The sequence below is a fragment of the Blastococcus sp. OS1-29 genome, from assembly GCF_057628075.1.
The window spans coordinates 254,806-270,089 of record NZ_JBXXJK010000008.1; the positions used below are offsets into that span (position 1 = coordinate 254,806).

Below are 15,284 nucleotides of genomic sequence, written 5' to 3' on the forward strand. Positions count from 1 at the left end.
GCGTCCTCTCCGGAGCGCTCAGGCGGTACGGAAGCCCTCGTAGTCGCGGGCGGCGATCTCCTCGCAGTGCTGGCGGTAGGTGCCGACACCCCCGACGTAGGGCATGAAGACGCGCGGCTTGCCGGGCACGTTGGCGCCGAGATACCAGGAGTTGCCCTTGATGAAGAGCGTCGCGGCGGCCACGTCGTTGACGTGCTGCACCCAGGCGTCCTCGGCCGCGACGTCGGCTTCCACGACCGACTGGTCGTTCTTCGTCAGCCACTCGACGAGGTCGCTGATGAACTCGATGTGCTGCTCGATGGAGACGACGACGTTGCTGATGACCGACGGGCTGCCCGGGCCGGTGACGATGAAGAGGTTGGGGAAGCCCGCCGTCCCGACACCGAGGTAGGTGCGCGGACCCGCGGCCCACTTCTCCTTCAGCGACAGCCCGTTGCGGCCGCGGATGTCCACGCGCAGCAGTGCCCCGGTCATCGCGTCGAAGCCGGTGGCGAAGACGATCGCGTCGAGCTCGTACTCCGCCTCCGTCGTCCGCAGCCCCTTCTCGGTCAGCTCGACGATGGGGGCGGTGCGGACGTCGACCAGCGACACGTTGGGCCGGTTGTAGGTGGCGTAGTAGCCGGTGTCGACGGTGACCCGCTTGGAGCCCATCGGGAACCCGGACGGGATCAGCTTCTGGGCGACCTCGGGGTCCTTCACGATCTCGCGGATCTTGCCGCGCACGAACTGCTGCGCCGTCTCGTTCGCGCGCTCGTCGGCGAGCAGGTCGTTGAAGGCGCCGATGAAACCACCGCCGCCCACCTGCCAGCGCGCCTCGTACTCGGCGGCGCGCTCCTGCTCGGAGACCGCGAGCGCGGACCGGTCGTTCCACTGGCGCACCTGCCCGTTGCGGCTGTAGCGCATCGTGCGGCGCAGCTCCCGGTACTTGGCCTTGATCTCGTTCTGCTCCTCCGCCGTCAGCGGCCGGTTGTGTGCCGGCAGGCTGTAGTTCGCGGTGCGCTGGAAGACCGTCAGGGAGTCGGCCTGCTCGGCGATGATCGGGATCGCCTGGGTCCCCGACGACCCGGTGCCGATGACGCCCACGCGCTGACCGGTGAAGTCCACGCCGCCGTCCGGCCAGTGCGCCGTGTGGTACGTCTGGCCCTGGTAGACGTCCATGCCCGGGAAGTCGGGCACGCGGGCCGCGCTCAGGTTGCCGGTGGCCATGATCACGAAGCGCGCACGGACAAGGTCACCCTTGTCGGTGGTGACCCGCCAGGCCTGGTCGCCCTCGTGCCAGACCGCGCTCTCGACGCGGGTCTCGAGCTGGATGTCGCGGTAGAGGTCGAAGCGCTCGGCGACGTGCTCCATGTACCGGAGCAGCTCCGGCTGGGCGGGGTACCGCTCGGTCCACTCCCACTCCTGCTCGAGCTCGGGGGAGAAGGAGAAGGAGTACTCCATGCTCTCGACGTCGCAGCGCGCGCCGGGGTAGCGGTTCCAGAACCAGGTGCCGCCCACGCCGGTGGCCACGTCGTAGGCCCGGACGGAGTAGCCGAGCTCCCGGAAGCGGTAGACGCCGTAGAGGCCGGCGAAACCGGCTCCGACGATGAGGACGTCGAGCTCGCGGGTCGGCTCGGCACCCTCGGGCCACTGAGGGTGCGGGTGCTCGGCCAGCGGGCCGAACGGCGGGTCGTCCGGCGCGCCGCCCGGCACCTCGCCGGGAACCTCGCGGGACACGATCCCGGGGACCTCGGCGGGCACCGGGATCACGGTCGGGTCGGTCGTGGCGTCCTGCGACATCGGGCGTCCTCCCGGAGCTGGGGTCGGCGCGGCGGCGCCGCGCGACTCGGTCCGACCGCGCGTGGCGGTCGCTAAACCATGCGTATGGATACTAGGGTCTGTTGGGTGCGTCACGCTAGAGGCTGGTAAACGCGAGCTTCCCAGCCGTCGCTTGACCGGGCTCGACGCGGTGACCTACGTTCGATTTTCTTATCAGGGTTTGCCTCGCAATGGAGCAGGAGGCCGGTCGCCATGTCCGCCACGGAACGTCCCGAGCTGTTCGTCGGCGGCCGCTGGGTCCCGCCGAGTACGGGGGAGCGGGTCGAGGTCCGCAATCCCGCGACCGGGCAGTACGTCGGGACGGCGGGGCTCGCCTCGCCCGCCGACATCGACGACGCCGTCACCGCGGCGCGCGCGTCGTTCGACGCCGGCGTGTGGGCCGACGCGGCCCCGGCCGAGCGGGCGGAGGTGCTGCACCGGGCCGCCGACCACCTGGAGAAGCGGTCGGCCGAGCTGGCCGCCCTCATCACCTCCGAGCTCGGCTGCCCCATCTGGTTCAGCGAGCGCGCCCACGTGCCCAACCCGATCCGCCACTTCCGTTTCTACGCGGACCATTGCCGCGACTTCCCCTACGACGAGCGCCGCACCGACGGCACCAACGCCAGCATCGTCACCCAGGTGCCGGTCGGCGTCGTCGGGGCCATCACGCCGTGGAACGGTCCGCTCAGCACGCCGTCGCTGAAGGTGGCGCCCGCCCTGGCCGCCGGCTGCTCTGTGGTGCTCAAGCCGCCGCCGGAGACCCCGCTCACCGCCTATGCGATGGCCGACGCGCTCACCGAGGCCGGCCTGCCCGAAGGCGTGCTGAGCATCCTGCCGGGTGATCGGGAGGCCGGGCAGCACCTCGTCGAGCACCGCGAGGTGGACAAGGTCGCCTTCACCGGCAGCACCGCCGCCGGCAAGAAGATCATGGCGACCTGTGCCGACCGGATCGCGCGCGTGACCCTGGAGCTCGGGGGCAAGTCGGCCGCCGTCGTCCTGGACGACGCGGACCCCGAGACCGTCGCCTGGGCGCTGCTGCCGATGGCGCTGATGGTCAACGGGCAGGCCTGCATCGCCCAGACCCGGGTCCTCGTGCCGCGCTCCCGCCGGGCCGAGTTCACCGAGGCGCTGGCCGAGGCGATGCGCGCGCAGCGGGTCGGCGACCCCATGGCGCGGGAGACGATCGTCGGCCCGATGGTCAGCGAGCGGCAGCGCGACCGGGTGCAGGGCTACATCGACCTCGGCCGTGACGAGGGCGCCCGGCTCGCCGTCGGCGGAGAGCGGCTGCAGCTGCCCGACGACCTGGCCGGCGGCTGGTTCGTCCCGCCGACCCTGCTGGTCGACGTGCAGAACTCGATGCGGGTCGCGCAGGAGGAGATCTTCGGCCCGGTGGTCGCGGTCATCGACTACGACGACGACCGCGAGGCCGTGGCGATCGCCAACGACTCCCGATACGGACTGTCCGGCTCGGTGTGGAGCGGCGACGAGGAGCGCGCCGTCGGCGTCGCCCGCCGGATCCGCACGGGCATGGTCAGCATCAACGGCCGGCCGCAGGCGTACGGCACCCCGTTCGGCGGGTTCAAGGAGTCCGGGGTCGGCCGTGAGATGGGGCCCGAGGGCTTCCGGGCCTTCCTCGAGACGCAGTCCATCGCCGTCACCCCCTGACCGCGCACCCAGCCCGAGGAGAGCCTCCGATGTTGACCCCTGCCCGGCTGACCGCGTTCTTCACGCCGCGCTCGTTCGCCCTGATCGGGGCGAGCGACAAGTCGACGTTCTCCGCGTTGATCCACCGCAACCTCACCGAGGCCGGGCACGCCGAGAACACCTACCTGGTCAACCCGCGCAGCGCGAGCGTGCACGGCCGGTCCACCCACCCGAGCTGCGTGGCCATCGGCCGGCCGGTCGACCTGGTGTTCGTGATGGTCCCCGCCGCCGCCGCGCCGGACGCGCTGCGGGACGCCGCCGCTGCGGGTGCGCGCGGCGCCATGGTGCTGAGCTCCGGCTTCGCCGAGGCGGGGGAGGAGGGCCGCGCCCGGCAGCGGGAGCTCGTGGCGCTGGCCGAGGAGCTCGGCATCGTCGTCCTCGGGCCGAACGTGCTGGGCTTCGTCAACGTCGCCGCCGGGGTACCCGCCATCGCCCTGGCCGCACCGCCGTCCCGCGCCGGGCGGGTCGGGCTGATCTCGCAGAGCGGGGCCAGCTGCGGCGCCATGAAGGACTTCGCCGAGCTGGCCGCGGTCGGGCTCTCGCACATCATCACGGTGGGCAACGAGGCCATGGTGACCGTGGGTCATCTGATCGACTTCCTGGTCGACGACCCGCAGACCGACTCGATCGCCGTGTTCATGGAGGCGATCCGCGAGCCGCGCGTCTTCGAGGCGGCGGCCCGGCGGGCCGCGGCGGCCGGCAAGGCGATCGTCGTCCTCAAGGCGGGCAAGAGCGAGCTGGCCGCGAAGACGGCCGCCTCGCACACCGGCGCGCTCGTCGGCGACAACCGGGTCGTCGATGCGGTGTTCGAGCGGCTCGGCGTGATCCGGGTGGACACCGTCGAGGACATGCTGGTGACCGCCGGCGTCGCCGCACACACCGGCCCGCTGGAGCGGCCGGGCATCGGGGTCGTGTCCATCTCGGGCGGCGCCTGCGACATCGTCGCGGACCTCGCGCAGGACGCCGGAGCCGTGCTCGCGGAGCTGTCGGCGGAGACCGAGAAGGAACTGATCGACGTGCTGCCGGCCTTCGGGCACGTGCACAACCCGCTCGACATCACCGGCGCGGCGATCATCGACCCGACGATCTGGCCGCGGTCGATCGCCGCGGTCGGGAACGACCCCGGGATCGGCGTCGTCGTCGCGATCAACAGCCTGCCGTGGCGCGGCGACCCCGGGCCCTTCTACGGGCAGAAGTACGTCGACGCGATCGGCCAGGGCATGGCCGAGGCGCCGGTGCCCGGCATCTACCTGACGCAGGTGACCCAGCCGGTCGGCGCCGATGCGCGGGCGGTCCTGGAGACCGGGGGAGTGCCGCACGTGGTCCCGGGGCTGCGGCTGGGCGTGGACGCGCTCGCGCGGGTCGCCGACTGGTCGCAGCGGCGGGCCCGGGCGGTGCCCGACGACGGTGCCGTGGTCCCCGTCCGCGACGTCGACCGCCGGCCGTGCTCCGAGGTCGACGCCAGGAACCTCGTCGAGGCCGCGGGCGTCCCGGTGGTGCCGGCCCGGCACGTCCACTCCCCGGAGGAGGCGGCGCGGGCGGCCGCGGAGTTCGGCTGCCCGGTGGCCATGAAGATCGTGTCGGCGGACATCGCGCACAAGACCGACCTGGGCTGCGTGCGGCTCGGCGTGGGTGCCCAGGACGCCGCGCGCGTCTACGAGGAGATCCTCGACGCCGGACGGTCACCTGCAGCCGGTGGCGCGCGCCTGGACGGCGTCCTGGTGTCCCCGATGCGGGACGGCGGGGTCGAGCTCCTCGTCGGCGTGAGCCGGGACCCCGACTGGGGGCTCATGCTCGCCGTGGCGCTGGGTGGGGTCCTGGTGGAGGTGCTCGACGACGTCGCCCTGGCCCCGCTCCCCGTGTCGCCGGACCAGGCGCGGCACATGCTCCAGCGACTCCGCGGCGCAGCCCTGCTCCGCGGCGTCCGCGGGCGACCGCCGGCCGACCTGGACCGGCTGGCCGAGGTCATCGTGTCCGTCGGGCGGCTCGGGCAAGAGCTCGAACCGCACCTGGAGTCCCTCGAGGTGAACCCGCTCCGGGTGTCGGGAGCGACCGTGGAAGCCCTGGACGCGCTCGTCGAATGGCGGTCCTGAGGTCGGTCGAACCGGCACTCGGGAGGGCCGTTGGAAAGATGCGTAATCTATGCGCATGGAACCCTTGACCTAAGTCCCAATCTAGGTTCATGATTCCCATGTTCGTGACCGGAGTCACGGCCTTGCCAACACGCCTCGTCGGCCCGGCGCGACGAGCTGAGTGACCGGAGTAACTCGTGGTGACACTGCACAATCGGAAGGCTCGCGTCGGCACCGTGGCGCTCGGCCTGGTGGCCGCGCTGGCGCTGTCCAGCTGCGCGGAGAAGGGTGCGAGCGGGGGTGCTGCTTCCGGGTCGGGCGACGGTGTCGCACTGGGCGCCTCCAAGGACGAGTACAAGGCCGCGTTCAAGGACGTCGACCCGATCACGCTCAACACCCAGAGCCCGTCGCCTCAGGGATCGGTCACCGGCGCCAACGTCGAGGCCTATCTCAAGGCCGTCACCGAGTGGTCCGACGGCAAGATCAAGTTCAACATCGCCTACTCGAACGCCGTCGCGCCGCCCGCCGAGATCGACAACGCGCTCAACGACGGCCGCCTCGACCTCGGCCAGGTCCTGCCGATCTACGAGCCCTCCGACTACCCGGCCAGCAATGCGCTGATCAACGCCGGGTTCATCTCCGACCAGAGCGCCGTCGTCGGCACGCTGCAGTCCAACGCCTGGCCGAACGAGGTCGCGTTCAACACTCCGGAGATCACGAAGGAGTTCGAGGACCACGGCATGCACGTGCTCGTGCCGATCTACAACTCCGGCGTCAACGCGTTCCTCTGCGGCAAGCCGAGGAACAGCACGTCGGCGATCAAGGGCGCCCAGGTGGCTGTCGGCGGCACCGCCCAGTCGGCGGAGATCGAGGCTCTCGGCGCCGCTGCGGCGTCGGTGCCCTACACCGAACTCTTCGAGAGCCTCCAGCGCGGCGCCGTTGACTGCTCGGTGTCCAGCCTGACCGTCGGCGTGCTGGGCGGCTTCATCCCGGCTGCGCCGCACATCGTCATCGACCCGGAGGCCGGCTTCGCGCTCGCGCCCGGTGCCATGGCCATGAGCAAGACGACGTGGGACTCGCTGCCGCTGGTCGCCCAGCAGTTGTTCTTCGACAAGATCGACGTCTTCATGGGCGTCAACGTCGACAAGAAGATCTGGCCGAACACCGCCGACGCCGTGAAGAAGGCGCACGAGGCGGGCGGCAGCGTCCAGACGTTCGACGCCGGCGCGGAGAAGGCCCTGCAGGACGCCAACAAGAAGCTGCTGGCGGAGCTGCGCAAGACCACTGCCCTGGACGGCGACAAGCTGGTCGACGCCTCGCAGAAGGCGGCCAAGGAATGGCAGAAGAAGGTCCAGGATCTCGGCTACTCGGACTCGGTCACCTACGACAAGTTCGACACCTCGTACGACCCCTCGAAGCTGACCGCCGACGCGTGGGCGAAGAAGCTCATCGAGGACGTCTTCTCCAAGCACCGCCCGTCCTGATCCACGCGGGGCCGGCCGCGGTGCTCCCGCCGCGGCCGGCCCGCCCCCTACCCCCCTGATCCGGCCCTGCGGAGGCGGACGTGAGCACTGCAAGCTCTGCGGCACCCAGACGACGCTCCGTCGTCGAGCTCTTCATCGAGGTCCCGGCCGTCATCGTCACGTTCGTGATGATGGTCCACATCACCCTCAACGCCCTGATGCGTACGTTCGCCAAGCACCCACTGCCGAACACGCTCGAGCTCGTCCAGTACTGGTACCTGCCGTTCGTCGCCTTCCTCGGCTTCATCGCGGCCCAGTACCGCAACCAGCACATCGCCGCCGACCTCATCTACGAGCGGCTGCCGAAGGTCGTGAAGCCCTACGTCCTCGCGCTGATGTTCTTCCTCTGCGCCGTGACCAGCGCCGGCTTCGCCTGGTACGGCTGGCCGGAGGCCGTGCACGCCTACCAGACCACCCGTACCGCCGGCGTGAGTGACCTCATCTCCTGGCCGACGTACTTCCTGCCGCCACTGGCCTTCGGTGTCCTGACCTTCCAGTTCGCCTGGGCCGCCTTCCGTTCCTTCACCCATCCCGAGGAGGGCCAGGTCGTCGGCGACATCGACGACGTGCTCCTGCTGGAGGAGATCCACGACGTCGAGATGGAGAAGAAGTGACCACCACCGACACCACCCTCCCGCCGGCGGCGACCGCCGGCATCGGGGTCGAGGAGCAGGAGCCGCAGCGAGACGGCGCCCGCTCCTGGATCGTCCTGGCGATCACCCTCGTGATCGTCGTCGGCTCCACCATCACGCTGTTCCTGCCGCTCGTCCCGGAGGCGCTCGGCTCGGCCGCCTGCATCCTGATGCTGGCGCTGATCTTCCTTCGGCTGCCGGTGGCGGTCGCGATGATCGTGCCCGGCCTCCTGGGCATGTACGCCCTCCGCGGGTGGCCGCTGGTCGCGAGCACCATGACGACGATGCCGTACCAGCAGATCGCCAACTGGACGCTCAGCGTCGTGCCCATGTTCATCCTCATGGGGCTGCTGCTCTGGAAGGCCGGGCTGACGGAGAGCCTCTACGCGGCCGGCCGGCAGTGGCTGAGCTGGCTGCCCGGCGGCCTCGCCGTCGGCACGAACATCGCCGGTGCGGGGCTGGCCTCGGTCAGCGGCTCGACGGTCGGCACCACCTACGCCCTGGCGCGGATCGGCATCCCCGAGATGCTGAAGGCCGGCTACGACAAGCGACTGGCCATCGGGTCGGTCGTCGTCGCCGGACTGCCCGGCCAGTTGATCCCGCCGAGCATCATGCTGGTCATCTACGCCGGCATCACCGAGGTGCCGATCGGGCCGCAGCTGCTCGCGGGTGTCGGCCCCGGTCTGCTGGTGTCGGCGCTGTTCACCGTGATGATCGTGATCTTCGCCAAGCGGTGGGCGAAGGCACGGCCCGTCGCCGCCGCCGACGAGCAGGAGGCGCCGTCGTGGAGCGGCCGGATCAAGAGCCTCGCCAACGTCTGGCCGGTGCCGATCATCATCGCCGTCATCGTCTACGGGATGTTCTCCGGGACCTTCACGGCCACGGAGGCCGGCGCCGCTGCCGCCGTCGTCTCGATCCTCATCACGGTGATCTGGAAGTGGGGCAACCACCCGTTCCGGGCGATCTCGGACGCCTCGATCGCCGCCGTCGCGAGCGTCGGCTCGATCTTCTTCATGCTGGTCGGCGTCCAGGCGCTGTCGTCGATGTTCACCCTGACCGGCATCAGCACCGGCTTCGCCGACCTGGTCGAGAACATGCACCTCAACCGGGTCACGTTCCTGCTGGCGATGACGGTGGTCTACATCCTCCTCGGCACCTTCATGGAGCCGCTGCCGATGATGGTCCTGACGATCCCGGTGCTCATGCCGACGCTGACGTCGCTGGACATCTCGCTGCTCTGGTACGGCGTGTTCGCCGTCTTCATGGGCGAGCTGGCGATCCTGAGCCCGCCGGTCGGCATCCTGGCCTTCATCATCCACCAGATCTGCCGGGAACCCGAGGTCAACCAGGGCCAGAAGATCACCCTGAACGACGTGTTCAACTCCGTCTGGTGGTTCATGCCGATGGCGGTGATCGTGACCGTGGTGTTGATCTTCTTCCCGGAGATCGCCACCTGGCTCCCGTCACTGTCGGCCGGCGGACAGTGAGAGGGATTCGATGAGCGAGACCATGCGCGGCTGCCCCGTCAGCCACACCGAGTACGGCACCGACACCGGCCTCTACGAGCACTACGCGCTCCTGGATGCCGACCGGGAGGCCACCCGGTTCTCCTTCAACGACACCCGCCCGCGTGGCTTCTGGATGCTCCAGCGCTACGAGGACGTGCTCGAGGGGTTCCAGAAGCACGACGTCTGGACGACGCACGCCCGCAGCGCGCTGAACCCCGAGCCCGGCATCCCGCTGCTGCCGCAGGACCTCAACGGCCAGGAGCACGTGAAGCTGCGCCGGATCCTCAACCAGTTCTTCGCGCCGGCCGCGGTGCGCCGCATGGAGCCTCTGGCCCACCAGCGGTGCATCGAGCTGATCGAGGAGCTGAAGCCCAAGGGGTCCTGCGACTTCGTCGCCGAGTTCGCCATCCGGTACCCGACCGACATGTTCCTGGACCTGCTGGGGCTGCCGGTCAGCGACGGCGAGTTCTTCCTACCGTGGTCGGAGGCGCTGTTCGCCAGCTTCTTCGGCGGCGACAAGGAGGCGGCGGCGAAGGCCAAGGCGAACATCATGGAGTACTTCGGGCAGGCGGTGGACGACCGCCGGAAGAACCCGAAGGACCCCAAGGAGGACATGGTCTCGCGGCTCGTGGAGGCGCGGATCGACGACGTCCCGCTGTCCCAGGACGACATCCTCGTGATCATGATGACGCTGATGCTGGCGGGTCTGGACACCACGCGGAGCGCGCTGGGCTACATCTACACCCACCTGGCCCAGCACGACCAGGACCGGCAGCTGATCATCGACGACCCGAGCACCGTGCCCGCGGCCGTCGAGGAGTTCATCCGCATGTACCCCCTGGTCTTCCAGGCCGGCCGCGAGGTGCAGGAGGCGGAGGACTTCCACGGTCTGCCCCTGGAGAAGGGCGACGTGATGTGGCTGGGCATCGCCCAGGCCAACCGCGACCCGCGCAAGTTCCCCGAGCCCGACCGGTTCGTCCCCGGTCGCAAGGGCGTCAACCAGCACCTGGCGTTCGGCGCCGGCCCGCACCGCTGCCTCGGCATGCACCTCGCGCGGCTGGAGCTGATCGTCGTCCTGCAGGAATGGCACGAGCGGATCCCGCACTACCGCATCGCGCCGGGTGCACAACTGACCGAACGGGGCGGGCAGCTGACCATGCCCACCCTGCCACTGGAATGGGACGTCTGACGGTGCTGATCTCGATCGACTCGGCCAAGTGCATGGGCCACGGCCGGTGCTACACGGTGGCCCCCGACCTGCTCTCCGACGACGAGGAGGGCTTCGTCGCCCAGTCGGGGCAGACCTGGGAGATCCCCGAGGGCCTGCTGGGCCAGGCCCAGGAGGCCGCCGAGAACTGCCCGGAGCAGGCCATCGCGATCCTGGAGGCTGCGACCTCCGATGCTTGAGCACCTGCGCGTCCTGGACCTCACGGACGAGCGGGGCCTGCTCTGCGGACGGATGCTCGCCGACCTCGGGGCCGACGTCGTGCAGGTCGAGCCGCTGGGCGGCTCGCCGGCGCGCGCCGTGCCGCCGGTCGCGGCGTCGGGCACCTCGCTGTACTGGGAGACGTTCGCGGCCAACAAGCGCGGCCTGGCGGTGGACCTGGACGACGAGGCCGGTATCGCACTGGTGCGTGACCTCGCGGCCCGGGCGGACGTCGTCGTCACGTCGCTGCCCGCGGCCTGGCTGCGCGAGCGAGGACTGGACCCCGACACGCTGCGGGCGGCCTCGCCGGAGCTGGTGTACGCGCACGTCAGCGCATTCGGCTGGTCCGGCCCGAAGGCCTCGTACGCCGACAGCGACCTGGTCGTCTGGGCCGCCGGTGGACCGCTCGACCCGCACCGGGGCGAGGACGGGACGCCGCTGCGGATCAGCGTGCCGCAGGCGTTCCTGCACGCGGCCGCCGACGCCGCGGCCGGCAGCCTGATGGCGGTGCTGGCGCGTGGCACCACCGGCCGCGGGCAGGTCGTCGACGTATCGGCGCAGGCCAGCGTCGGCGTGGCGACCTTGGCGCGCAACCTCGCGGCCGTCGTCGGCGACGAGCACCCCGAGTGGCACCAGCAGCCGGTCGCCGGGCGCACCGACCAGAGCGGCAGCGGGGCGGCGACGCCGATCCGGCTCAAGAAGTGGCAGTGCGCCGACGGCATGGTCGAGCTGCACCTGTCGATGGGCCCGGCCGCGGGCGGCTTCACCAACTGCCTCTTCGGCTGGCTGCGCGACGAGGGAGCGGTCGACGAGCGCATCGCCGCCTGGGACTGGCGCGTGCTGCCCCAGCGCATGGTGTCCGGCGAACTGACCGCCGACGACCTGGACGAGGCGCGCGCCGCCGTCCGGGCGTTCCTGCGCACGAGGACGAAGGCCGAGGTGCTCGAGGCGGCGCTGCAGCGGCGGCTGCTGTGCATGGCCATCTTCGACACCGGCGACATCGCCGCGTCCGACCACCTGCAGGAGCGCGGCTTCTGGGCGACGGTCGACATCGACGGCACCCTCGTGCGCATCCCCGGCCGGATGGCGCAGATCAGCGGCGACGGCATGCCCGAGGTCCGGCGGCGCGCACCGCGGGTGGGCGAGCACACCGACGAGGTCGTCGGCGACTGGCTGGGCGCATCGGTCGGAGCGTCCCGATGACCGGCGCCCTCGACGGACTGAAGGTGCTCGACCTGTCCTGGGTCGTCGCCGGCCCGCTGATCGGCCGGACGCTCGCCGACTTCGGGGCGCAGGTGGTCCGGGTCGAGTCCGGCACCCGGGTGGAGACGGCGCGGCTGATGCAGCCGTTCTACGGCGGGGTGCAGGACAAGGAGAACTCGGCGCTCTTCGGCAACTGCAACGCCGGCAAGCTCGGCATGACCCTCGACCTGAAGTCCGCCGACGGGCAGGCCGTCGTCCGCGACCTGGTCGCCTGGGCCGACGTCGTCGTCGAGTCGTTCTCGCCCGGCCAGCTGGCCCGTTGGGGTCTCGACTACGGCACGCTGTCGGCGGCCAAGCCGTCGCTGATCATGCTGAGCACGTCGATCGCCGGGCAGACCGGTCCCTGGACGAAGCTGGCCGGCTTCGGCAACGTCGGCTCCTCGCTGTCCGGTTTCCAGGACCTCGTCGGGGACGCCGACGGTCTGCCCTGGGGCCCGTTCGGCCCGTACACCGACTACGTGGGGCCGCGGGTCGCGCTGGTCGCGCTGCTGGCCGCGATCGAGAACTGCCGTCGCACGGGCCAGGGCCGCTACATCGACGTGGCCCAGGTCGAGGCCGGCATCTTCTTCCTGTCACCGCAGGTGGCGCACTTCGGACTGGACGGCACGATCGCGCACCGGCGCGGCAACGAGGACGAGGCGCTGGCCCCGCACGGGGTCTACCCGTCGCAGGCCGAGGACGGCGCCGAGCGGTTCGTCGCCGTCGTCGCCCGCACCGACGAGGACTGGCGCCGGCTGGCCCCGGCCATCGGCCGGCCCGACCTGGCCGAGCGCGCGGACCTCGCCACCGCCGAGGGACGGCGCGCCGCGGCCGACGAGCTGGATCGCGCGATCGCCGCGTGGACGGCGGGCCGCACAGCGGCCGCGGCCGAGGAGGCGCTGCAGGCCGTCGGCGTGCCCGCGCACCGCTCGTCGTCCAGCGCCGATGTCTGCGCCGACCCCCAGCTGGCGCACCGGGGACACCTGGTGGCGATGGACGATCCCCGGCACGGCACCGCCTGGGTCGAGGGCCCGCGGTACCTGCTGTCGGAGACGCCCGGGCGTCCCAGCGGTCCGGCGCCGACCCTGGGCCGGGACAACGAGACCGTCCTGCGCGACGTCCTCGGCTACCCCGAGGACCGGATCCGCGCCCTGACCGACGGAGGCGTCCTCACGTGACCACCGCACCGACCGGGACGGCCTGGCAGCAGGAGTGGCAGCCGGTCATCGACGCCGTCGGCCGCGACTTCAGCGACGGCGACGTCGTCTGGGGCGGCGACGCTGTCGAGCGCGGCGCGATCCGCCGCTACCTCGAGCCGCTGGAGTTCGACTGCGCCCTGCACACCGACCCGGAGGTAGCCCGCGCCGCCGGCTTCGCCGACGTCACGATGCCCTACACCGGGTTCATGCCGTGGACCCTCCCGGTGGCCTGGCGGCCGGGGGAGACGCTGTTCGACAGCGCCGACCGCGACGCCCAGCCGGTGCGCAGCGCGATCAACAACCCTGACATGGGCCTCGGGCCGAAGACGACGGGCTTCTTCGGCACGGAGATCGACGTCGACTTCTACCGCCCGGTGGTCGCGGGGGAGCGGCTGGGCCGCCGCGGCCGGAAGCTGCTCTCCTGCACGCCCAAGGAGACCGGCGTCGGGCGCGGCGCATTCATGAAGTGGGAGAGCGAGGTCGTCACCGAGACCGGCGAGGTCGTCGCCCGGGTCCGGATCGGCACCTACGCCTACGTCCCGAAGGAGAAGTCGTGACCACCGTTCTTGCCGGCCGGTTCTTCGAGGACGTCGCCGTCGGTGAGCAGCTGCCGGTCGTCGAGTACCCCTTGACCGTCTACCGGCTGGTGATGGCCGCAGGTCAGAACCGGGATTTCAACTCGATCCACCACAACTCCGAATACGCGCAGAAGACCGGCGCACCGGAGATGTACGCCAACACCTCGTTCCTGATGAGCTCGTGGGAGCGGTGCGTCCGCGACTGGATGGGCCTGTCGGGGACGATTCGCAGCATCCGCGACTTCCGGATGAAGTCGTTCAACGTCGTCGGCGACACCATGCGGGTGCTCGGCGAGGTCACGGACACCCGCGTCGAGGACGGTATAGGCGTCGTCGACGTGGCCGTCCGGTGCGAGAACTCGAAGGGCGTGACGGTCGGCCCGGGCACGGTGACCGTCACGCTGCCCCGGCGTGAGGAGACGCAGGCATGACGTCCGAATTCAGCCCGAGCTCGGCCATCGTCGGCCTCGGCATGACCGAGCTGGGCCGGGTGTACGGGAAGACCGCGACCCAGTTCGCGGTCGAGGCGATCCAGCTCGCCGCGGCCGACGCCGGCCTGCTCCTGGCCGACATCGACGGCCTGCTGGTCAACCCCGGCGTGAAGAACGACACCGACCTGCGGCTGCAGTCGGCACTGCAGATGCGCAACACCCGGCTGCTGGCCGGCCTCCAGGGCTTCGGCTCGTCGGCCGGGCAGATGGTGCAGTACGCGTCGATGGCGATCGCCGCCGGCATGGCCGACGCCGTCGCCTGCGTCTACGCCGACGCCCCGCTCACCGAGGGCAGGAGCGCGGGCGCCGCTTACGCCGGCCAGCCCCGGCCCATGGTGGGGGTGAGCGCACTCGCGCCGGCAGCCGGACTGCGCGCGGCGCCGGAGCGGTACGCCGTCGCTGCGCGCCGGCACATGGAGACGTTCGGGACGACGAGCGAGCAGCTCGGCGCGGTCGCGGTCGCCGCGCGCCAGTGGGCGGGGATGAATCCGCAGGCGCAGATGCGCGAACCGATCACGCTCGAGGACCACCAGACCTCGCGGATGATCGCCGAACCGCTGCGGCTGCTCGACTGCTGCCTGGTCAGCAACGGCGCGATCGCGATCATCGTGACCAGCGCGGAGCGGGCGGCGACGCTGCGCCAGCCGCCGGTGCACGTCTGGGGCTGGGGTCAGGCGCACCCGGGCTACGTCAACCGGCGGGGCAGCGAGTTCGGCCTGGTCACCGGGGCGGCGAAGTCGGGCCCCGACGCGCTGGCCATGGCCGGGGTGAAGGTCGACGAGATCGACGTCCGCCAGATCTACGACTGCTTCACCTACACGACCATGATCACGCTCGAGGACTACGGCTTCTGCGCCAAGGGCGAGGGGGGTGCGTTCGTCGCCAGCGGTGCGCTCGGTCCCGGCGGGAGCCACCCGACGAACACCGGCGGCGGCGAGCTGTCGTCGCACTACATGTGGGGCATGACGCCGCTCTCCGAGGCCGTCATCCAGGCCCGCGGCCAGGGCGGTGACCGCCAGGTCGACCGCCGCGACCTCATCATGGTGAGCGGCAACGGCGGGGTCCTCGACTTCCACTCCACGCTGATCGTCAGCCCGCACGCGAAGAAGTGA

At 71.0% G+C, this 15,284-nt stretch carries 13 protein-coding genes; 12 read left to right on the forward strand and 1 reads right to left on the reverse strand.

Annotation, left to right across the window (positions count from 1 at the left end; translation table 11 throughout):
- Nucleotides 1–18: 18 nt before the first annotated feature.
- Nucleotides 19–1,779, reverse strand: a complete 1,761-nt coding sequence (locus AC2H4J_RS20650; protein ID WP_487466788.1) for a flavin-containing monooxygenase — start codon at nucleotides 1,777–1,779, stop codon at nucleotides 19–21.
- 231 nt (nucleotides 1,780–2,010) lie between these two features.
- Here AC2H4J_RS20650 and AC2H4J_RS20655 point away from each other — a divergent pair, with 231 nt between their 5' ends.
- From AC2H4J_RS20655 to AC2H4J_RS20710, 12 genes are all read left to right on the forward strand, one after another.
- The gene (locus AC2H4J_RS20655) at nucleotides 2,011–3,462 is read left to right on the forward strand and encodes an aldehyde dehydrogenase (protein ID WP_487466789.1); all 1,452 of its coding nucleotides are present in this window, start codon (nucleotides 2,011–2,013) and stop codon (nucleotides 3,460–3,462) included.
- Nucleotides 3,463–3,491: 29 nt separating this feature from the next.
- A complete protein-coding gene (locus AC2H4J_RS20660; protein ID WP_487466790.1) occupies nucleotides 3,492–5,594 on the forward strand; it encodes an acetate--CoA ligase family protein in 2,103 nt (700 codons plus the stop codon).
- A gap of 176 nt (nucleotides 5,595–5,770) precedes the next feature.
- A complete protein-coding gene (gene dctP / locus AC2H4J_RS20665) occupies nucleotides 5,771–7,057 on the forward strand; it encodes a TRAP transporter substrate-binding protein DctP (protein WP_487466791.1) in 1,287 nt (428 codons plus the stop codon).
- Nucleotides 7,058–7,137: 80 nt separating this feature from the next.
- On the forward strand, nucleotides 7,138–7,710 hold the full coding sequence (locus AC2H4J_RS20670) for a TRAP transporter small permease (RefSeq protein ID WP_487466792.1): 573 nt from the start codon (nucleotides 7,138–7,140) through the stop codon (nucleotides 7,708–7,710).
- Complete coding sequence (locus AC2H4J_RS20675; RefSeq protein WP_487466793.1) at nucleotides 7,707–9,215, forward strand: TRAP transporter large permease; 1,509 nt, start codon at nucleotides 7,707–7,709, stop codon at nucleotides 9,213–9,215. Before AC2H4J_RS20670 ends, AC2H4J_RS20675 begins: the two co-directional genes overlap by 4 nt.
- A gap of 10 nt (nucleotides 9,216–9,225) precedes the next feature.
- Complete coding sequence (locus AC2H4J_RS20680; RefSeq protein ID WP_487466794.1) at nucleotides 9,226–10,425, forward strand: cytochrome P450; 1,200 nt, start codon at nucleotides 9,226–9,228, stop codon at nucleotides 10,423–10,425.
- On the forward strand, nucleotides 10,413–10,643 hold the full coding sequence (locus AC2H4J_RS20685; RefSeq protein WP_487466795.1) for a ferredoxin: 231 nt from the start codon (nucleotides 10,413–10,415) through the stop codon (nucleotides 10,641–10,643). The genes AC2H4J_RS20680 and AC2H4J_RS20685 overlap by 13 nt, the downstream gene beginning before the upstream one ends.
- Entirely contained in the window at nucleotides 10,636–11,865 is a 1,230-nt protein-coding gene (locus AC2H4J_RS20690; RefSeq protein WP_487466796.1) for a CaiB/BaiF CoA transferase family protein, read from the forward strand. The genes AC2H4J_RS20685 and AC2H4J_RS20690 overlap by 8 nt, the downstream gene beginning before the upstream one ends.
- Complete coding sequence (locus AC2H4J_RS20695; protein WP_487466797.1) at nucleotides 11,862–13,082, forward strand: CaiB/BaiF CoA transferase family protein; 1,221 nt, start codon at nucleotides 11,862–11,864, stop codon at nucleotides 13,080–13,082. Before AC2H4J_RS20690 ends, AC2H4J_RS20695 begins: the two co-directional genes overlap by 4 nt.
- Complete coding sequence (locus AC2H4J_RS20700) at nucleotides 13,079–13,660, forward strand: FAS1-like dehydratase domain-containing protein (RefSeq protein WP_487466798.1); 582 nt, start codon at nucleotides 13,079–13,081, stop codon at nucleotides 13,658–13,660. Before AC2H4J_RS20695 ends, AC2H4J_RS20700 begins: the two co-directional genes overlap by 4 nt.
- Nucleotides 13,657–14,112, forward strand: a complete 456-nt coding sequence (locus AC2H4J_RS20705; protein WP_487466799.1) for a hotdog family protein — start codon at nucleotides 13,657–13,659, stop codon at nucleotides 14,110–14,112. The genes AC2H4J_RS20700 and AC2H4J_RS20705 overlap by 4 nt, the downstream gene beginning before the upstream one ends.
- Nucleotides 14,109–15,284, forward strand: a complete 1,176-nt coding sequence (locus AC2H4J_RS20710; RefSeq protein WP_487466800.1) for a thiolase family protein — start codon at nucleotides 14,109–14,111, stop codon at nucleotides 15,282–15,284. The genes AC2H4J_RS20705 and AC2H4J_RS20710 overlap by 4 nt, the downstream gene beginning before the upstream one ends.

Coding starts and splice junctions, on each gene's coding strand:
- AC2H4J_RS20690 (WP_487466796.1), top strand. CDS start 10,636: ATGCTTGAGCACCTGCGCGTCCTGGACCTCACGGACGAGCGGGGCCTG.
- AC2H4J_RS20660 (WP_487466790.1), top strand. CDS start 3,492: ATGTTGACCCCTGCCCGGCTGACCGCGTTCTTCACGCCGCGCTCGTTC.
- AC2H4J_RS20685 (WP_487466795.1), top strand. CDS start 10,413: ATGGGACGTCTGACGGTGCTGATCTCGATCGACTCGGCCAAGTGCATG.
- AC2H4J_RS20655 (WP_487466789.1), top strand. CDS start 2,011: ATGTCCGCCACGGAACGTCCCGAGCTGTTCGTCGGCGGCCGCTGGGTC.
- AC2H4J_RS20680 (WP_487466794.1), top strand. CDS start 9,226: ATGAGCGAGACCATGCGCGGCTGCCCCGTCAGCCACACCGAGTACGGC.
- AC2H4J_RS20710 (WP_487466800.1), top strand. CDS start 14,109: ATGACGTCCGAATTCAGCCCGAGCTCGGCCATCGTCGGCCTCGGCATG.
- AC2H4J_RS20695 (WP_487466797.1), top strand. CDS start 11,862: ATGACCGGCGCCCTCGACGGACTGAAGGTGCTCGACCTGTCCTGGGTC.
- AC2H4J_RS20650 (WP_487466788.1), bottom strand. CDS start 1,779: ATGTCGCAGGACGCCACGACCGACCCGACCGTGATCCCGGTGCCCGCC.